Origin of the sequence: Streptomyces prunicolor NBRC 13075 (assembly GCF_000367365.1) — a bacterium.
In the GTDB taxonomy this organism is placed as follows: Bacteria; Actinomycetota; Actinomycetes; order Streptomycetales; family Streptomycetaceae; genus Streptomyces; species Streptomyces prunicolor.
In genome coordinates this window covers 13,618-32,553 of record NZ_BARF01000070.1, presented here as the reverse complement: position 1 = coordinate 32,553, position 18,936 = coordinate 13,618, and the positions used below count along the sequence as shown (strand labels likewise).

At 62.3% G+C, this 18,936-nt stretch carries 17 protein-coding genes and 2 pseudogenes; 5 read left to right on the top strand and 14 right to left on the bottom strand.

Annotated features, from left to right (window positions below):
- Window positions 1-128: 128 nt before the first annotated feature.
- A complete protein-coding gene (locus SPR02S_RS30570) occupies window positions 129-869 on the top strand; it encodes a GntR family transcriptional regulator (RefSeq protein ID WP_019060837.1) in 741 nt (246 codons plus the stop codon).
- A gap of 393 nt (window positions 870-1,262) precedes the next feature.
- Here SPR02S_RS30570 and SPR02S_RS60595 read toward each other — a convergent pair whose 3' ends face one another.
- The 8 genes and pseudogenes from SPR02S_RS60595 to SPR02S_RS56625 form a co-directional block, all read right to left on the bottom strand.
- Window positions 1,263-2,165 (bottom strand): protein NO VEIN domain-containing protein, encoded by a 903-nt coding sequence (locus SPR02S_RS60595; RefSeq protein WP_158697890.1) that lies wholly within the window; start codon window positions 2,163-2,165, stop codon window positions 1,263-1,265.
- Between the two features lie 92 nt (window positions 2,166-2,257).
- A complete protein-coding gene (locus SPR02S_RS60590) occupies window positions 2,258-4,219 on the bottom strand; it encodes an SNF2-related protein (protein WP_078623045.1) in 1,962 nt (653 codons plus the stop codon).
- A 2-nt stretch (window positions 4,220-4,221) separates the two neighbouring features.
- Window positions 4,222-5,559 carry a hypothetical protein gene (locus tag SPR02S_RS30560; protein ID WP_158697889.1) on the bottom strand — a complete coding sequence of 446 codons (1,338 nt, stop codon included), beginning with the start codon at window positions 5,557-5,559 and terminating at the stop codon, window positions 4,222-4,224.
- 30 nt (window positions 5,560-5,589) lie between these two features.
- A complete protein-coding gene (locus SPR02S_RS60585) occupies window positions 5,590-7,260 on the bottom strand; it encodes a hypothetical protein (RefSeq protein WP_373283358.1) in 1,671 nt (556 codons plus the stop codon).
- A 93-nt stretch (window positions 7,261-7,353) separates the two neighbouring features.
- A pseudogene (locus SPR02S_RS66225) lies at window positions 7,354-7,578 on the bottom strand (DUF1156 domain-containing protein); the annotation flags it as partial.
- 603 nt (window positions 7,579-8,181) lie between these two features.
- Window positions 8,182-8,502: a hypothetical protein gene (locus SPR02S_RS56630; RefSeq protein ID WP_019060834.1), complete on the bottom strand. Its 321-nt coding sequence runs from the start codon at window positions 8,500-8,502 to the stop codon at window positions 8,182-8,184.
- A gap of 4 nt (window positions 8,503-8,506) precedes the next feature.
- Window positions 8,507-8,827, bottom strand: a complete 321-nt coding sequence (locus SPR02S_RS30550; protein WP_019060833.1) for a hypothetical protein — start codon at window positions 8,825-8,827, stop codon at window positions 8,507-8,509.
- Window positions 8,817-9,368 (bottom strand): bifunctional DNA primase/polymerase, encoded by a 552-nt coding sequence (locus SPR02S_RS56625; protein ID WP_306305747.1) that lies wholly within the window; start codon window positions 9,366-9,368, stop codon window positions 8,817-8,819. The genes SPR02S_RS30550 and SPR02S_RS56625 overlap by 11 nt, the downstream gene beginning before the upstream one ends.
- Window positions 9,369-9,602: 234 nt before the next feature.
- Here SPR02S_RS56625 and SPR02S_RS30540 point away from each other — a divergent pair, with 234 nt between their 5' ends.
- Window positions 9,603-11,030, top strand: a complete 1,428-nt coding sequence (locus tag SPR02S_RS30540; RefSeq protein ID WP_506410163.1) for an NsdA family TPR-like regulatory protein — start codon at window positions 9,603-9,605, stop codon at window positions 11,028-11,030.
- 22 nt (window positions 11,031-11,052) lie between these two features.
- Here the strand turns inward: SPR02S_RS30540 and SPR02S_RS30535 are convergent, their stop codons facing one another.
- Window positions 11,053-11,979: a phosphotransferase family protein gene (locus SPR02S_RS30535; RefSeq protein ID WP_026150995.1), complete on the bottom strand. Its 927-nt coding sequence runs from the start codon at window positions 11,977-11,979 to the stop codon at window positions 11,053-11,055.
- A 380-nt stretch (window positions 11,980-12,359) separates the two neighbouring features.
- Here SPR02S_RS30535 and SPR02S_RS63300 point away from each other — a divergent pair, with 380 nt between their 5' ends.
- Window positions 12,360-13,217, top strand: coding sequence for a hypothetical protein (locus SPR02S_RS63300; RefSeq protein WP_158697888.1), 858 nt, complete (start codon window positions 12,360-12,362; stop codon window positions 13,215-13,217).
- 104 nt (window positions 13,218-13,321) lie between these two features.
- On the opposite strand, the gene SPR02S_RS30525 is transcribed toward SPR02S_RS63300, so the two are convergent.
- Window positions 13,322-14,005, bottom strand: coding sequence for a hypothetical protein (locus SPR02S_RS30525; protein ID WP_218006586.1), 684 nt, complete (start codon window positions 14,003-14,005; stop codon window positions 13,322-13,324).
- A 112-nt stretch (window positions 14,006-14,117) separates the two neighbouring features.
- Between SPR02S_RS30525 and SPR02S_RS60580 the strand changes: the two are divergent.
- Window positions 14,118-15,121 (top strand): annotated as a pseudogene (locus tag SPR02S_RS60580) (IS5 family transposase).
- Window positions 15,122-15,129: 8 nt separating this feature from the next.
- On the opposite strand, the gene SPR02S_RS65770 reads toward SPR02S_RS60580, so the two are convergent.
- A complete protein-coding gene (locus SPR02S_RS65770; RefSeq protein WP_019060825.1) occupies window positions 15,130-15,252 on the bottom strand; it encodes a hypothetical protein in 123 nt (40 codons plus the stop codon).
- A gap of 94 nt (window positions 15,253-15,346) precedes the next feature.
- On the opposite strand from SPR02S_RS65770, the gene SPR02S_RS63295 reads away from it, so the two are divergent.
- A complete protein-coding gene (locus tag SPR02S_RS63295; RefSeq protein ID WP_019060824.1) occupies window positions 15,347-15,505 on the top strand; it encodes a hypothetical protein in 159 nt (52 codons plus the stop codon).
- A gap of 1 nt (window position 15,506) precedes the next feature.
- On the opposite strand, the gene SPR02S_RS65035 is transcribed toward SPR02S_RS63295, so the two are convergent.
- From SPR02S_RS65035 to fxsT, 3 genes are all read right to left on the bottom strand, one after another.
- Window positions 15,507-15,779: an RRQRL motif-containing zinc-binding protein gene (locus SPR02S_RS65035; RefSeq protein WP_373283357.1), complete on the bottom strand. Its 273-nt coding sequence runs from the start codon at window positions 15,777-15,779 to the stop codon at window positions 15,507-15,509.
- Window positions 15,780-16,040: 261 nt separating this feature from the next.
- Window positions 16,041-16,424, bottom strand: coding sequence for a DUF6083 domain-containing protein (locus tag SPR02S_RS65030; RefSeq protein WP_078623042.1), 384 nt, complete (start codon window positions 16,422-16,424; stop codon window positions 16,041-16,043).
- A gap of 492 nt (window positions 16,425-16,916) precedes the next feature.
- Complete coding sequence (gene fxsT / locus SPR02S_RS56620) at window positions 16,917-18,935, bottom strand: FxSxx-COOH system tetratricopeptide repeat protein (RefSeq protein WP_078623040.1); 2,019 nt, start codon at window positions 18,933-18,935, stop codon at window positions 16,917-16,919.
- Window position 18,936 lies beyond the last annotated feature (1 nt).

The following is an 18,936-nucleotide window of genomic DNA, read 5'->3' as shown; positions in this document are numbered from 1 at the left end:
GAGTCCAGAGTGCGACCCGTAGTACGGGTTGTCAACCGTCTCGTGATGAGGGATGGTGTTCCAGGCGTGGGCGGTACGTTCCACGCCTGGGACACCGATCGTGTTGATCACGGCCGTGGAGGGCCTGCATGCCGCCGAAGAACACGCAGCCGAAGTACCGGCAGATCGCCGACTACCTGCGCGAAGGCATCCTGAACGGCACCTTCCCCGCCGGCCAACCGCTCCCCTCCGAGGAAGCGTTGGCAAAGCAGTTCGGCGTGACGCGTCCCACAGTCCGTCAGGGCCTCACGGAGCTACGGGCATCCGGCCTGGTCGAGGTGATCATGGGGCGAGGCACATTCGCCCGCTCACCCCAGAGTCGCCCAAGCCTCACGCGCCCGCGCGGCGTACGCCTGGCCCCCGACGGCCGGTACATGGAGGCCGACGGCATCCAGTGGACGAACGCCGAGCCACCGGTAGCCACTCGCACGGACGCGCCCTTGGCATTGGCGGATCTCCTCCGCATCCCGCCAGGCGAGCCGATGTTCACGTACGACGCCTTGCAGACCGCCGACCACGGCCGCCTCCGCCAACTCCACCGCACATACGTGCCGTTCTCTCTTCTGGTCGGCACGAAGTATGAGGAGGAGGCACCGCTACCGGCACCGGAGCTGTACGTCACGCTTGCCGAGCTGGGCCACGAACTCCACTTCACGGAGTACGTACGCACGCGCATGCCTCTACCTGACCAGGCTCAGGCCCTCCGCCTTCCCGAAGGTGTCCCGCTCCTACACGTCATCCGCGTAACGCTCGCAGAGGGGAACAAACCTCTGGCCCTGGAGGAGTTTCACCTCCCCGGCGACAATCTGGAACTGTCATTCAGGCTGTAGTCGAAGGTCAGCTGGCTCAGACTTTCTTCACATCATCAAGGCTCGCTGCGCTCGCTCGGCTGGCGATCAACAGCACTCAGCGATCATCGCCAACCCGACCGCCGCGCCGTCCGTCCAAGCGCATAAACGGCTGCTTACGGCCCGCATGCCACCGCCGCCAAAATGCTCAGGCGTTCGTACGGCCCGACACGATCCCGCACCAAGCGACCAGCCTGACAGCAAGCGCGGCCGCGGGAGGGGAGAACCCCGCTGGAACCGCGGGGGGCTCCACGATTTAAGATTATGACCCCTTCCAGCGCATCGGCGAATCAGGATATCGACCGTATGGGATCACGAAGCGTCAGAACCAGATTCGCCAAACCAGAAAAAATCGGTTCCGGTAAACTTGGGTAACTATTGAATATCCATGATCGTATCACTCTGTTGCACATTACGATCGTCGCCGTCCGACCGAGTCACCAGGTACTGCGTAGGGATAGCAGACAAATATCCCGATGTCAGCAGCGTGGCCAAACCGCGAAATACTAGCGGATAGCCGTCCTTCGTGAGCCTGTCGAACTCTCCCTTTACGGGAGCCTTCAATGACACCCCGCCCCAAAAATGAACCTCGTAAGCATCCCCCAGTCGACGCGCTACTTCCAATTCATTTGGACTAAGAAAGAATCGTACAACTTTCTCCGCGCTGGCCTTGACTTCAATTCTTCGTTTGGGTACAAAGTTCAAATCTTCGATATCATAGCCCAGCGACTCGTCATCCCTCGCCACCCATCGCACCTTCGCGGGGTCATCGGCCGCCAAACGGCAATACCGATAACTGTAGAGCTCACCCCTATTACCCATGTCTTTTCTGTGGTCAGCTTCAGGCGTCACCGGGGGCGGCAAGAGGGACCAGACATCACCCATCTCTGTGACCAAATCAGCCGACACGTTCAACTCGTTGGTCAGAGAAACCGCTTGACCGAAGCGTCGGAGAATTCCTATCAACTGAGGCGCAACACTAATTGCCAATTCGGCAGGACAAACCAGAGAGCGACTGGAGTCGACCTTGCCGACTTCAAGGAGTCGACTAACTTGGGCAGCAAAAATTCCTGATCGAATCAGCGCAAGACCCAAATGCTTCCCGCCCGTCCGATGGTCCTGCGTCGCTACCTTGCGCCCCTCCTTGGACAGCCGCAGCCAGGTTCCTTCGGCTTCGACAAGTCCCACCTGCATTAGGAGGTTCAAAAGGATCGGCACGTCATCCATCGGGCCGCCGCATTCTCGCCACAAATACAGGCGAGCCTTACGAATATCCATGCCTGGAGGCGGATGCCTCCGGATGCCGGAAAGGATCGCAGGCATGCGGCCCACTCGTACAGCTGTCAACCAGCTGCCCGAGTCCTTGGGCGTCACTCTCCCTGTCCCAACAAGTAGCGAAGCAGCGACTCCAAGTCCGCCTCGGAGCCTTCAGCGTCGACCGCGGGGTCTTCCGAAAGATTGAATGGCAGAAGCTCGGCGCCTTCAAGTAGCTGCTGCATTCTTCGAGCCTTGGAAGCGAGCGATGCCTCGACCAAAGCATCAACCGTCTCACGCCCGTCCACCAACGCGTCAATAATGTGAACGTTTACGGTGGCATCAGGTGGTAGACCAAGGCGATGAATCCGGTCAATAGACTGCAAGAACATAGCGCAGTCATAAGTACGGTCAAGGTAGATAGCATTATGACAGGAACTATGCAGGGAGATTGACTCAGAACACGAAGCAGGGTTGGTAATAAGAACTGCAGGTCCCTGCTGTCGGAGAAATCTGTCGATGACAGATTCACGCGTATCTGCGTCTCCCGGCACCTCGATTTCGAGACCGTTATCGCCATGCAGCGCATCCCGTCCCGCTGGCACCCGCCCATCCACTTGATAACACGGAATCCCCAATACCTCGCCAACAAGGCTTCGGAAGTAGTCCAAGTTAGGGATGAAATTGCTCCAACAAACGACCTTTTCGCCTCTGCCGGCAATTGCCCTGATCAGGTCAATCGCTACAGCAGATTTAGCCGGAACTTCACCTGAGGCCCCATAGTCAGTGAGGCGTTCCATCAGAGTGGGAGAGGCATCCTCCATTCGAGGAAGGTGAAAATACGTATCCTTCGAAGAAAATGTCAACGGATTGGATGCGGCCTGGAGAAGCCGTATGGGTCGGCCTCGACGAAGGCTGTCAAGCTTATCTTTCCAAGTAGCCGCGTCCGCGATTTTCTGCCGAAAGCGGTTTTCAATCAGCTCATAGATCTCGGCTTGCGTACCGATCAGTTCGGCCGAATGATGATGAATTATATATGGAGGTAGCCCCAAAGCGGCCTTTGGAGTTCTAGAAACGAAAGGCATGACATTTCGAACGACATCGTCGAAATCGCTATCTACACGAGCCGCAAAAGCATCTCTGGTGCCAGTCAGCTGACCATCTGGCCACAGGATGTTTAGCTGCGTATAGAGGTCCCTTCCTGACTGTGGCATTGGAGTACCGGACAGCACCATTCGGACAGTAGCTCGCTTTGCTAGTTCAACTAGCGCGGGTGCCCAAACTCCGCCTCGGAACCTCTTGACGCGATGCGACTCATCAACGATCAGCATGACGTTATGAGCCTTGAACAAGTCAAGCAACATCAGCTGATCCGCGGCCGCCGTAGGGTAGCTGAGTAGCAGCAAATCCCTCGGCCTGGTCTGCTGATAAATCGTCTGGCGTTGTCGCGCCGTTCCCCGAACCCTTCGAGCCCTAATCAATGAACCGACCGCGAATCGGGTTTCTTTCTCCCACGGGTCAAAGCATGCTAGGGGGCCAACCACCACAAGCAGATCAACAGTACCCGCTTGGAGGTGGGTAACAGCCGCAGCCAGAGTAGTCGTAGTTTTCCCGGCGCCTGGAACCGAAAAATTACCCACATTGATTGCCGTAAGGGCATGGGCGACGCCAACCTTCTGATGTGGCCTTAGCTTACGCTCATTCGACCATCCGAAACTCTGCATAGCGGAGTCGACGCGAGAGAAGTCGAAGTCAGCTGCATCTCCCTTCTGCTTCCGCGCGGCTTCTTTGGTTCGCGCGAAGCTAAGTCTGCGTGCTAGCTCCGAACTGACAGTTGTCTTAACCTCGCCAGCGCCTTCTGCATCGTACCCGTTGGCCAGGAGCCAGTCGTAGATCTTGAGAACCAATACAGAATTGCTCAGTCTCCGACGTGGACACAGATAGCCACTATCAATCGGACGGGCTCCGAGAATGCTGCGGAAAAACAGACGGGCTCTACGATCACCCGCTAGCGAAGTTCCGGTGACCAAGACACCTTCGTCCACAAACTCCAGTGAAACCCTTTTCGGCTCGGTCATCTCTAGTCCGCCGGCTCAATGAGGTGTCTATTTACATCGGCCCATTCGACTATCTTCGTCAGGCTGCCTCGCACTCTAGCGCCGTCATCTCCAGTCAGAGCTACGCCTAGGCGATCCTGCTCAGTGAGTACCTCAAGGCGATTACAGACCTCCAGCAGAACCTGCGCGACGTCATCCTGCTGGGATGCCGAGAAAGCATCGATCGCCAGGTCAATGGCCGTGCCAATCTCGATCTTTGGATAATTGGCAACATCCGGACCTGGCCCCTCGTCATCAGCGTCAGGTTCATCATCGCTGACGTCACTATCAATGGGAGCTGACGAACCTGGGTTGGAGAGAGATGGGCCAGCGGCAATATCCCATCCAGCTTCCGCCTCCGCAACCCTTGACGCCAACTTATCGAAGCGCGACCTGTCCGACTTGAACATCGCCCGAATTGAACGAATATCCAAGTGACCCTTACCAGCGCGGACCGCGGCGAAGAGGGTTTGCAAAATCTCGGCAGCTTCCATTGGATATTGCTCCTCGACCTGCATCATCATGCGGCCGATATCGCGGAAGCGTTCCAAAGTCTTCAGCAGTCGATGGTACTGACCAGGCTGTTCTGAGTCCTCAAGAAATAGGTCCATATATTTGACTGCGAAGAGATCCCGTACAACCTCACCCTTCGACTTCTCAACCATGCTCTGAAGTTCGCCAGCCACAGATTCGATATTTTCGCGATCGTGCCACTGGACCTCACGAATTTCCGCAGCCTCACGAAGAGCCAGGAGGTAGTCAATATCGTTGTACCGAACCTTGAAGTTCTCCGTCAGCTGCTCACGCTGCTCCATCTCCAACAAGGAGGGCTCGTCGATTTCACTATCGGGGAGGATGATTGCCTCTACCCGCTCTAGACTGGCAGAACCAATCTCCTTCTGCAGCCTCTTGATCATTGAAAGACGGCGATTTCCATTACGGACCGTGCCATCAGGCCTAATCCAGAGGGGAGACTCCTGTTTGCGCAGCAACCAGTCGTTCTTCAGAGCCTCATAGTTCCCACCGGGCTTTCCAACTACTTTGTCTCCCTCGACTCTATGAGAGACGTCCAAGAGGAGTGAGCCAATGGAAAGCTCATCGATCGGATAATTTTCAGGGTCTAGCTGCCGTCCCAAATGCTCTTCTGCCCACATCTTCTCCGCGCGAAAGCGTCGATTATCGACGTTCAGAAGAAGCGCATCTACCGGAACACGGAAAACTTCAAAGTCCTGCCATCCATCCTGCACCCAAACCCGGACCTTACGATCAACAGACTTCTTTTGTTCTGCGATGTAGTGCGTGCGCTCATCCGAGTTGCGCATGGTCCCCCCAGGAAACGTCGCGCCGATAAATTAGCCGATACTAGCGAACCGAGGTCTAGCCATTTCGAGTGCGGACTCAAAGTTGCGAACGTCCGCTTCATTTACGTGTAGCGGTTTCATCTCCAAAACCCAGCGCTGGGCTGCATCCTCTAGCTGCCGCGGAACTGTGCCCCTCTTGGGCCTGCAAACCACGATAACATCCCATTCACAGTTCCCTGGATTGCTGTGATGGCCCATGTGTCCATCACTGCGCACAGGCCAGAGTTTTGTCACGGCAAGCTCAGCGAAATCCAAGGCCACCCCAACAGCCTTCCACGCATCAGGATTTGCCGAATGGTACGTGAAAGCAAACGGATTAGATCCGCGTGCACGTTTGACCATCTCGCGCATTGATGCCCCGAGTTGCATCCCAAAAGAGCGGACGGGGTTATTCGCCTTCGGCAACAGTGGGTCACCAGCCAGATCTAGCTCCCCAAACCAGGCTCGGTGAAATTCTGACAACTCATCATAGGCGATGAAGTCGAAATACGGAGGATCGAATACCGCAACGTCGATCATCTCTATGTCTTTAGAGTCAGAGGCAGAGGCGGCATTCTTCAGGCTAACCCGGCAAGACTCAGCTGCACGCGAGAAGGTGAAAAGGTTCGGGACCGGCCGACGCGTGTGCACATCCCACACATGACGGCGCACCTCCGTAGCATCCGACTTAGCGACGCGCTCAATGCAGGCTGCAATAGTGCCACGTCCGCCAGTTCCATGGAGCGGGTTCAATTCTACTGTCAGGGCGGGAAGGGAGTACCCACGTACAGAGAAGAGAGCCGACAGTCGTCCATAGTCGGTGGCATAACCGCACAGTTTATTATTCGTCGAAAGTGCGTTTGAGATTGCCAACTCAAGCGCTGTCCGGAAATCCTCCTCCGAAACATTCTCTTCGATCCACTTCAGCGCATGGCCCAGGACTAGAAGTTGTCGCGGGGTGAAAAGGTCCTCATACGCGTTGATACCGTAGCTTCGCGGTCGCTCGTCGGACCGTGTGGCCCTGACCTCCCCTACGGGGTGAGGTAGGGAGTCACGTTGTGCCGCCCACTCCTTAACAGCTCTTAGCTGAGCAGACTCATCATCCCCGCTAGGCTTCCGGAGGCGGCGTCGACCGTTGGCCTGTGTATCTTCAATAGCTAGAAGCCGCCGGCCCGCGATGCCAGTCTTCAAATCTCGGTGAGTTGACGCTACCCCGCATGACGGGCAGTTATACGAACCTGCGCGATACGTTCCTTGAGAGATCTTGAATCGCTTACCGCAGCACGACAAAATCTTGCGGTCAGTCGAATCTAGGTCATGCAGCTTCCAGCATTCTGGGCAAAATACTGTAAGGGCGTGGTCGCGGACAACAGCTCCCATCTTCTTGGGATCGCGAACCAAAATCAAATTCCGATAGAGCGACCCAACGGTGCTGCAAGACGGACATTGCACCTCGGCGACTGAGAAATAGTGCAACGGCGCAGTTTCAGAATCCGAAGGGTAGAGCCAGGAGAGTTTCGAGTTTAGGTGAGTCAGCAAAAGCTTGCCGTAATCACGCAGCTTGTTGCCATTGACAGGGGCAAGTTCAGATCTAACGATGCGAACCGACATTGGGTCCACATCCGAGCCGATAACAGATGCGCCTAGCCGCTGGGCTTCGACCAGCGTCGATCCGCCGCCCATAAACGGGTCGTAGACAGTCTTGCCGCGAAGGTGAGGAGCCTCGGATGCATACCGCTCCCAGAAGTCATGCTCACTGACGCCAGGGGGGAGGGCAGTTGCGAGAAGGAGTGCCCGGAGCAGGGCCGGCGGTCGACGAGCCCACCAGCGATGAGCGGAATATGCCGAATCGCGAACGCGCCGGTCTTTCGCAATGACCTGCGACAGCTCGCGCGCCGGGAACCACGACTCAATCAGAGATGGACGCGCCTCTGAAGCGCTCGAAAGGGCTGGAAAGTTCTCCAACCTAAGTTGGGTTACTGTTGCGACATCGAGAGTCATCGTTCCCCAATTTATAGTGTTGCCTGACGGAGCCTCCAGATACCGTCATCATCCGACTCGCGCAGCGCTCCCGGGATAGGATAGCTGGTCCGAGATCGTCTCTGATGGTGTACCCGGATAGTCGTCCGAGTTGTTGGCCCAGCTCACGCCGCGCAGCGGCTGATCAACTCCGACTGGTTACTGTACGTAGTTGCGCGCCTCAACGGCGCGTCTGACGTCGAGGACTGCTCTTATGGACGTCACTGAGCAGCATGGCTGAGGCCCGGTTACGGGTGCCCTGGCACACGCGCGCCCGATCGGTCGACGCGCCCGTGCTCGTGCTCGTGGCTAGCTGTCGTCCGCTGCGGCTCAAACGCTCCAGAACAAGAGGGTCGCGCTACGCGTGTGCCAAATCGCGCGAGGAGCTAGGGGGAACAGCGGGACAGACCACGGCTGCGGCCAGGATTCCGACACCACTCCGCCACAGGTCAGCGGAGCACACGCTGCTGGGACAACCAGGCTTCCCGAGCTGATGTTGGTTGTCCTGCCGTTCGTCCGGGCTGCGGCGCTGGGGCGCCGGTCCCGGCCGAGCGGTAGGACAACCAACCGCCACCGAGCAGTGGTTCATGCCGCAGGAGCTTCCCGAGGCGAGAGCCGAGGCGCCTTCGTCGTCATGTCACTCGACTCCGCAGCCAGCCCAGCCGCAATCAGCCTCGCCAGCAGCTCTGCCGCTTCAGGACGAACGGTCCCGAGCTGCACCACCCCGTCGCCGAAGACGTTCACGTCGGCCACCAGGCCGGCGAAGTCGGAGTCCAGGCCGAGCAACACGAGCTGATCAGCGAGGGTGCCGGCGCCTCGCCGTGCGCGGTTCCAGCCGCGTACGTAGGGCACGCCAGGGGACAAGTCCTCGGCTCGTTTGGCCACCACTCCGCGCCGGTCGGTCATGGCGTCAGGCCCTTCCCTCGTGTTCTTCGGCAATGGACGATCCGTGACTTCCGTCGTTTCCGTCTCGGCGGTATCCGCTTGCCAGTGCCAGGCGCAGGAGCTCTGCGAGGCGCTCGGCCGTGGCCGGGGACACTCGGCCCAAGTCGACGAGGCCGTGCCCGAAGGCGTTCACGTCCGCGCGCAGGTACGGAAAGTCCTTCTCTAGGCCGGCGCGAACGAGGACGTCTCGCAACGCAGTGGTCGCGTCTCGGGCCGCGTACCAGCCGTCGCTGTCGAGAGGCGACCACGCGGCGGCGTCGCGCTCGTGGGTCGGTTCATCCGGCATCTGTGGTCGTCTCCTCGGGGAGGGCGACGACCGCTGAGTAGGGCGTCGGGTACTGCTCGTCGAAGCGGTCCATCCGTGCCAGGAGTTCCGTGGAGGCGACCAGGACGGTTGCGAGGGCGACCGGGCGCCGCGGATTGGCTTCCGGTCGGCGGGTAGGTGCGCGAAGCCATTGGTAGCGGTCCTCGGACAGAGGGATGGCTCCGGGGACGACGATGGCGCAGCCGTGGTCGAGGTACCGGTACGACGGTGGCGATGACGTTTCGCGTTCGAGGTAGTACGTGAAGACCTCGCGGCCCTGCGAGCCCAGAAAGAAGCCGACTCGCTGCGCCCTGCGGTCGACGACCGCCGGCCCGAACAGCATCCCATTTCGTCGAAGACGGTCGAACATCTCCAACCCGAGACGCTGGTCCACGCTCAGCACGTCGAAAAAGCGGCCGGTCGACAGCGCGCAGGGCCTTCGGGGATCGTCCGCCCACACTTGCCGACACTCGGCGGGATCGTCCGCTGCGGCGGAGAGCCACTCCATGCCACTTCTGGTCATCCTCTGCACGTCATCTCACCTCGGTCAGAACCCAGTTGCGGCCGCAATGCCGCCTGGTGTCCAGACTCAGGGGCACCACCCTGGTGAGGGCAGATGACGAGAGGTGACGGGGGATGACACGTCACGGGTGCACGCGTCATCCCCCGTCACGGGTCAACAACCCGCGAACTCCGGTTACTTGCAGCGCGCACCGGTGAACAGCGCGTACATTCGGTCGAGAAGCCAAAGAATCGCGTGCCCCAGAAGTCGCACCCATGTACAAGTGGGGAGGGAACGGTCACGTCCTCGCTGGAGCCGATCAGCGTTCACTTACGGCAAGCCCGTGTAGGTCGCGGCTGGAGTCAGCCGCGATTGGTGCGGGAGCTGCGTCAAGTTGCGCTCCGCCGTGGCCACCAACTCCCGTCGGACGCCAGCGTGAAGCGCCGTATCGCCAGTTGGGAGAACGGGCACAGCACGCCGGACGACTTCTACGGTCCACTTCTGTGTGAGGCGTACGGACTCAGCGCCGCCGAGTTGGGGCTGAACCACGAGGGCCAGCTAGACACCGGACTCCTGGACGCCAGTTATCCGGCAAGCCCCGAAGGGGCGATCGAGACCGTCGGCCTGCTGTGGCGCGCTGATCTGAACCGGTACGAGCCCCTGTTGCAGGCCGAGCCGTCCGAGCCCGCATGGAACGAAGCCTCGCTTCGGTGGCTGGTCGCACCCGAACCGGCCGTTCCTCGGCAACATCGAGATGGAATGCGCGTCGGTTTCGGAGACGTAGCCGCCATCAAGACCACCGCGGACATGTTCGCCGAGTTGGACGACCGTTTCGGTGGCGACCACGCTCGGCACGCAGCAGTCCAATACCTCAGCACCGAAGTGACTCCGCTCCTGCGCGGGCAGTACACCGAGCAGGTCGGGCGGGCCCTGTTCTCCACCGTGGCCGAGGCAACTCTCCTGGCCGGTTGGATGTCCTACGACGCCTGCCGCCACGGCTTGGCGCAGCGGTACTTCCTTCAAGCCCTCCGACTGGCCCAAGACGCCAACGACCGCCGCCTCGCCGGGAGCATCCTCTCCGCCATGAGTCATCAGGCGACGTTCCTCGGCCGCTACACCCAGGCCGCGACACTCGCTCGGGCCGCCCTCATGGGCATCTCCCCCGTCGCTACTCCCACCCTGCGCGCCCAGTTCCATGTCATGGAAGCCCGCGCTCTCGCCCGAACTGGCGACGTAGGAGCCTGCGAAGCCGCTTTGAGCGCGGCCACGAAGGCGCTGGAGAGTCGGAACAGCGACGACGAGCCCGAATGGATCAGCTACTTCGACGAGACCGAACTTGCCGCCGAGGCCGCGCACTGCTTCCGTGACGTCAACAGCGCCCGACAGGCCGTCGCTCACGCCGAGAACGCCATGAGCGGCAGTCACGTACGAAGCGACTTCTTCGCGACCATGGTTCTCGCCGACGCGCACCTACGTGCCGGCGATGTCGAGGAGGCGTGCAGGGTGGCACTCGATGCGCTGGACCTCGGCGAACAGCTCAAGTCAGCCCGATGTGTCAGCTACCTCGCCGAGTTTCGGCAGGGTCTCGCCGCCGTCGGCAACACCACCGAAGCGCGAGCCTTCACGGAGCAAGTCGGAGAGCACAGACTCTGGGTGGCTTCCGAGGCTCACGTCAGTGTCTGACTCCCGCGTGTAGGGCCGCCGCTCAGAACGGGCCCCACGCGTCTCGCCCTTCGCCGGTACGCAGAGACCGCACGCGCCTCGCGAACTCCGCCGCAGAACGCTCGCTGCCAGCGACCTGGTGGCCGAGCCACGACACCATCATCAGTTCGCGGAGATCCGCCAAGGTCTCGTAGCCGGGCCAGTTCATCAGGTCGAAGCCGTATCGGTGAACGAACTCGGCGTACTCAGCCTTCGTGTGCCAGCCATACCGGTCGTAGAACATCGCCGTCTGGATCAGATCCCACTCGCGAGGAGCCAGCGCGAAGCCATCGAGATCGATGAGCACGGCGTGACCGTCCCGGTGGCGAAGGACGTTGCCGATGCTCGCGTCCCCGTGGATCATCCCGAAGGGGAGGACGAAGTCCAGCCGGTCGTAGTCCTTGTGGAGCTTTGCGGCACGGTCCTCCAGGAACGTGCGGTCTTCCTCCGGGACGCCGTCCATCTGCCTCAGAGAGCCCGACAGCTTCGCAAACGGGTCGAAGTACGGCAGCCTCAGAGACTCGGGTTCCTCAAGCCAGTGGAGTCGGCGGAGCAGATCGGCCAACTCGCCTACCGTGGCGTACTCTTCGCGTTCCTGGACGCTCTCCCAGAAGGTCACGACCCGACCGCCGACCACGAGCGGCTGCGTGATGCCCGCCGGCACCCGCATAGCCGGAAGGTCTTCCGCCTCCAGCCACCGCGCAACCCGTACCGCCCGCTCCATGTCCTCCAGGACGTCGAGGTCACGAGCAACGCGAACGATGGTCGGCGACTTCGATAAGCGGTACACGGCGTTGGAGCCGAGCCGCAGCAACTCGGCGCCATCCGGGTCCAGTTGGGCCTTCGTGCATGCCTCGCGCAGGACAGCCCCGAGGCTCTCCTCCGTGAACTCCGTGCCGCCGTCCTGGTCCCCGCCGCTGCCCGAGATCATGCCTTCGACCATACGGCGCCGCCCTGCCGCTCGACAGGCCGCCCACGTAATAGGGGCGTGATGACCTTGGTCAGCGGGCCCCTTGGATGCCGCTCCCCCGCAGGTCAGGCCTACAAAAGCGTCACGGTCTCACCTGGGCTCCGGAGCCGTGTGCGCAGGTTCGAATCCTGCCGGGGGCACTCGCCAGTCAAACAGCAAGAGTCATGCTCTGACCTGTGCGGATGCCGACACGAGAGAGCGGGAGTCAGTCTCACTGACTCCCGCTCTTTCTCGTTGCTGCGCACGGTTTGTGCGTGAGGGGCGTGTGGGACACAGCCCTGGCTTGCAGAGCTGGGCCTCGGCACCTGGCTCCGTCCCTGGGGTACGTCACCATGACTGGCATGGATCTTCAGGGGATAGGGGCGCTCTCGGCGGCCGGAGTGGCGCTTATCGGGATACCTGCCACGATGGCCATAGGCCGCTGGCAGATGAAAGCCGCCTTGCGTACAGCGGAAGCCACCAGCGAAGCGGGGATGGCTCAAGCCGAGTCTTCCTACCGTGCAGCATTGGACACTGTCCGCGCCGAGACATACGCCACTCATATGCAATGGCGCCGTGGCATCCAGCGAGAAGCGTACGCCTCCTTCCTGCTTTCTGTGCATCGTGTAGCAGAGGTGAGTGAACGATTTGCCGTGGACAACGCTGAGGAACTCACACTAGAGAGCATCAGAGCCGGTAAGGCCGCTGTTGAAGATGCTCTCTCCGCCCTCAAGGCAGCTCAAACGATTGTCGAACTTGAGGGCCCTGATGACGTAGCTGCGCCTGCCGCCGGAATGACCAATGCTGCCAAGGTGATGGCGATGGCCCTAGGCGATCAGGCCGTCTTCGAGAGAGTGCAGGGAAAGCTCCACAGAATGCAGTACGACGGGCCGGTGATCATGCATGACCCAGCTGAAAGGCTCATACAGGCGCTCTTTCATCTGCGCAGTCTCTACTCCGCCTCCCCCTCCGATTCCGCCGATCTAGACGAACACGAAACTCACGAAATCCGAGCCGCGAAACACTCCTGCCGTGAGGCCAGAAGCGCCCTGTCGCCCAACGCGCTCGACTTCGAAGAGTTCGAGGCGCTCATCGAAGGGCATTCACCCCGCCCTCCAATGCTCAGCAGAAGGTACCGCAATGCTGCTCGTCAGTTCGACGAGGAAGAAGTAAATTTCGTCCGAGCTGCGAAAATAGAGCTGCACAGCCAAGTATCCTAAGGAAGTTCTGCAGCGACGGATAAAATCATCCCAGCGGAATGCACCGGTTGGCGCACAACAGTTGAGCGGCCCCAAAGAGGCCGCTTTATAGCGTTTGTGGGCAGTCAGCCGTCATCGGCCACCCAACCCATAGCCCTCTCCGCACGCAAGCCCGGACCCTCGCGGGTGATCGGGGAGACAAACTTGATGCCGTCCATGCCCTTGGCGACCGCAGACACGATCTGGCCGATGCCGATGGACGCCATGGCCTTGACCACGATGTCGCTGGTCAGCTTCTGCACCTCGGTCTTGATGACCGCCCGGGTGGCCAGCGGCGCATCCGCCGGCCCGAAGCCGAGCACGGCCACCGTAGCGGCGATGAACTGCGTCCTCGACTGCGCCCCGAAGAGCAGGAACAGGCCCACACCCAGGGCGAACACTCCCCCGAGCACGGTGAGGATCATCCGCAGGCGCACCGGCCGGTCCCGCTGCCGAGACAGCTTCAGGTACTCGTCTACCTGCTCGTTCGTGGCCGTGTGCTGGCTCACCTCACCTTCGCCGTCGACGGCCCAACGGCCGATCCTGCCCAGGATGTTGAGCACCCCGCGCGGAGAACGCCACACCAGCTTGAGCAGGTAGACGAACGGCACCCGCACCGCATGGAAGGCGACGGTGTGCCACAGGTGCCCGGCCAGCCAGCCGAGCGCTTCGACGAACTCCCTGCGGGACTTCATCCACGGTGGGAAGACGCCCATCCGCTTGGAGTTCTTGATGCGATCGATGACGCCAGGACCGGACACAGTCGGCACGGCACTGTCGACCAGAGTGAGCGGTCCGTCGGCCGACTAGGGCCTGTGTGATGTCGTGATCAGTCTCGGGTTTTGGTTCCGTGTGGGTGCAGGACCTGGTAGGACGCTGAGTGTGACGCGTAGGCAACTCACCGACGAACAATGGGAGTTCATCGAGCCGTACCTGCCGATCGGCGAGTACGGCCCGTATCCCGAGCGGCTGCGGGAGCAGTTCGAGGGGGTGATCTGGCGGTTCCGGTCCAGCGCCCAGTGGCGCGAGATGCCGTCTGAGTTCGGACCGTGGCCGACGGTCTACGGGCGCTTTCGCGTCTGGCGGGACGCCGGGGTCTTCTCCGCTCTTCTGGAAGGCGTGATCGCGGAGGCCGCCCGCCGGGGACAGGCGGACTTGTCCCTGGTCGGCGTGGACTCCACCACTGCCCGCGCCCACCACGACGCAGCCGGGATGCCCATCGGCAAGGACGTCATGGACGCTCTTGAGGAAGCCGCCGCCGAGCAGGAGCAGGCCAGGCAACAGGGGGCGGCCCGCCAGAACAGAACGGACAGGACGGCAGGGACAGCCCCGAGCAGGAAGAGCGACGGCGTGTCAGGCGACGGCGCAGGCTCCGTTTGAACCAAGCTCTGCTCGGCAGATCACGTGGCGGACTGACGAGCAAGATTCATCTCGCCGCTGACCGCAAGTGCCGTCCGCTGTCACTCGTACTGACCGCAGGACAGGCCGCCGACAGCCCGCAGTTCGTCCTCGTGCTGCAGAAGATACGGGTCCGTCTGCCTGTCGGCCGGCCTCGGACCCGGCCCGACGCTGTCGCCGCGGACAAGGCCTACTCGTCCCGCGCCAACCGCTCTTACCTGCGGAAACGCAACATCAAGGCGGTCATCCCGGAGAAGAAGGACCAGGCCGCCAACCGGAAGAAGAAGGGCAGCCGGGGCGGCCGGCCCGTCGGTCATGACGATGATCTCTACAAGGAGCGGAACACCGTCGAGCGCCTGGTCAACAAGCTGAAGGCATGGCGGGGCATCGCCACTCGATACGACAAGACGCCCGAGAGCTACCTCGCCGGCCTCCACCTCCGTGCCGCGATGATCTGGATCAACGACCTCCTGAAGGCAACTGGCTGATCACAACCTCACACAGGCCCTAGTCGCGCGGTACGGGCCTTGCCGAGGTCGACCACCTCGGCACCGGAGTCGTCGGTCATCTCAGCTTCGGGCCGGTGGAACAGTTCGTTCTCGTCGTCGGAGTGCTTCACTGAAGGTTCCTTCCCATGGGAGGAAAGGCGGGGTCCAGCTGTCGCTGCAGGAGGTGGGCGAACGGACCCCGCACGGGGTGCTACGGGGGGTGGCGTGGGGAAATCCGAGTTCAAGACGCGGCCGTGCGAGTGGTGCGGCGAGCCGGTGCAGCAGCCGGAAAGCCGCTGGCGCAAGCGGCGTTATTGCAGCAAGGCGCACCGCCGCAAGAACCGAATCATGGAGGCCGTCGCCGAGCTTCTGGACATCTGGTAGGTCACGCAGCGCGCTGATCATCGGGGTACGCGCAGAGGATGCACATCCCGAGCGACGTAGGGAGGCAATAGCCGTAGATCACATGACACTTGGGGCAGGTACGGCGAGCAAGCATCGCCAGGGCGAGCGCACCCCGCTTCCGCGAGGGCATCGGCCGCACCGGCTTCGCCCAGTCGACGCGGTAGAGGTGGGCGACTTGGACGGCGGACGCGCTACTCGAACGACGAGGATGTCCCGCGCGGCCTGACGTAGCGCGGCCATCTCCCGCTCCCAGGAGTCCGGGGCCGAGCTGCGCGTCAGGATCAGCCGCAGGGCCACTGCGGCTTCGTCCGGGGTGATGGCCTCACCCTTGAGGTAGCAGCCATTCATGAGGTGCCTGAACACCCCGCCGTCAGCGCGTTGGCGCAGGCGTATGCGGCGCTTAGCGACCCCGAGACGGCCTCTGTGGACTGTTCATGGAAAGGATCTTGGGGTGTTGGACCAGGTCAACCCAAGTAATCACGGGGGCCGTTGGCGCCGTGAGATCGAGGCACCCTCACCCGGTATCCGGCAATGTTTCCGGGGGTTGTGGTGATTCGGGATCCTTCTGGCGTTCCACCTGACGCCCGTTCTCGACCCGCAGGCTCGTCAACCATGGCCAGAGATCGGGCAGCGGTTGTGCCGAGCAGGCAAGCCGGTGCTCAATACGACACCGCTGAAACGGATCCGGCGGGCACACGCCGTAGACCGTCACCCGCCCATCAGACAGCACGATCCACCGATGCTCCGCCGGCACAGTGTGGGCCAGTGGCTCCATCTCTGGCTCGAGCAGTACCCAGTCATGGTCCAGCGTCGCTACACGGTCAGCCAGTAGGCCGCAGTACAGGCAGCGTGACTGCCTGTCCCTCAACCTGCGCGGTCCTTCTCCTAAAGCCCCCATACCGCGAGGGTCGATAGCCCAGGGCCTTCGTGCTAAGAGGGAAATCGGACGGACCGCATGATGCGTGCATCTATTGCCGCCGCTGCACACAACGCAGAAGGTGCACCCCGCAACCAACGACCGTCGACGCACGGCCGAGACACCACGAAGCCCCCGACATGTTTGGGCTGTGGGCTGAAGATCAAGGCTCGCTCCGCTCGCGGCTGATGATTCAGCCGTGAGCGCCGGCCGCTCCATCCAGAGGTCCCAAGCTGCACCATGCCGTTGCCGAAGACAGCCACATCGGTCATCAGGCCGGGGAAGTCACAGCCCAACTCGAGCAACACGAGCTGATCAGCGAGCGCACCGGCGCCTTGCCCCCGTCGCTGTCCCGGCCGAGTCCGCTTGCCAGTGCGAGGCGAAGGAGTTCTGCGAGACGTTCGGTCGTGGCGGACGGGCACTCGGCCCAAGTCAACGAGACCGTGCCCAAAGGCGTTCAGCTCCGCAGCGCCGTCAACGCAGACGATCGACCATGGCGAACGCATCCTCCGTCTTGGGGTGGGCCCTGCCCAGTCGCGTCTGGAGGATCTGTGCACCCCGGCCCGCGAAGTCCCCTGCGTTCGGGTCGTTCAGCGCGTGCAGGACCTTGGCCTTGAACAGCAGCACGTACCCGATGTACAGGTGGTCCGGTGCGTAGTTGGCCTCGCGGATCCGGAGCGAGCGTGAGATCAGCGGCTCGGCTGTGGCGTGGTCGCCGAGGTCGACGTGGACGTTCGCCAGGGCTATCAGGTCGAAGCTCACGTACGGGTCGTCCGGACCGTAGGCGGCCTCGTCGATCTGTAGGGCCCGTTCGGCTAGTGGGCGCGCCGCCTCGGGGTCGCCGAGAAGGGAGTGAAGCCGCGCGAGTGTGGCCAGGTCCGTCGCGATGGCGGGGCTGTCCGCCGGCAGGCTGGACTCGTGCAGGTGCAGCGCGCGTTCCGCCAGTGGGCGGGCTCTCTCCGTCGCGCCGAGGTCGCGGTGGATCTGCGACAGGGTGATCAGGTCGAAGCCGATCTCCGCGTCCCGGTCGTCGAGCGACTCGTCGATCGCGAGAGCACGTTCGCACAGGGGCAGTGCGAGTGGGCAGTCCCCGAGTTGGATGAGGTACGTCGACGCCAGCCTCAGCAACACCGCGGTCTCCGCGGCGCATTCGGCCGGTGGATCGTCCTTGGTCACCGCGATGACGTGCGGGAGCAGCTTCTGCCACCGCGGTTTCGCGTCCGGGTCGCCGTGGATGTCGTGCGGCACGGCCGCGAGCAGCGCACGAGAGAGGTGGACGCGGGCGTCGGTGTGTGCCTGGGGCGACATCGAGGCGCGGGTGGCGGCCTGTACCAGCCGGTGCAGCAGCAGGGATCCGGTCCCGCGCCGGACGAGGCCCATGCCGGCCAGGGCGCCGACCGTCGTGTCCCACGCCAGCGGGTCGGTCGCGACTCCGTTCAGCGTTTCGGGGCTGCCGGTGAACAGGTCGAGCGGGATCGGTTCCGGCGCCAACAGGGCGCACAGTTCCAGCAGACGTACGGCCTGGGCCTGGTCCGTCTCCAGTCTGCGCACGCTGAGCCGCCACAGGGTCGCGACCACCACCGTCGGCCGGTCGGTCAGCTCACCCTGCGCGATCATGTCCTCCAGACGTGACGTCAGCAGGGTCAAGTACTCCTCGGGCGTTGTGTTGTTGTAGCCCATGTACCCGGCCGCCTGCTCCAACGCCAGTGGCAGGTCGCCCAGTTGCTCGGCGATCAGGTCCGCCACCGCCTCGGTCATGCCGGGCACCCGTCGGACCAGCAGTTCCACCGACTCTCGCCTGGTGAACACGTCCAGGTCGATGGTGCCGGCTCTGCCCGACCAGCCGCTCACCCTGGTCGTGACGATGACATGGCCGTTGCTCGCGGGGGCGCCGGAGGGCAGCGCGTGTGTGAGCGTGCCCGGTTTCTCCGCGTTGTCGAAGATCATCAGCCAGGGCCTACGGTCCACCAACTTGCCGTACACCCGCGGGATGACCTGGCCGGAGCTCACCTCCGTCATCCCCAACTCCCCGGCCAGCGAAACGAATTGGGACGCCACCAGATCGGGGTTCTCGGCATCCACGAACGCTACGAACCGGTACTTGGACAGGTGGCGGTACGCGTACTCGACGGCGAGCTGGGTCTTGCCGACGCCACCCATCCCGTGCTCGACGAGCATCGCCACGTCGTTCACCGAGGTGAGGCGCTGCCGCATCTCCCGCAACGTGGCGTCGCGGCCGGTGAAGTTGGTGTTGCGCGGCGGCAGTCGGTACGTAGCAGGCGCGAGCGGTTCCTGTGCACCGTCGCGGCGCGGCACCTGCCACAACCCGATGAGCGCCAGCGGGATCAGGACGAGGAGCACCACCCACGGGTGGACGCGCACGAAGTCGAGCGGTCCCGGCCAACGGCTCTGGCCGGACGCCGCGTTGAAGGCGAGACTGCCGACGAACAGCACGAGCAGACCGGCGACCGCACTGGTCAGCGTTCGCCACATG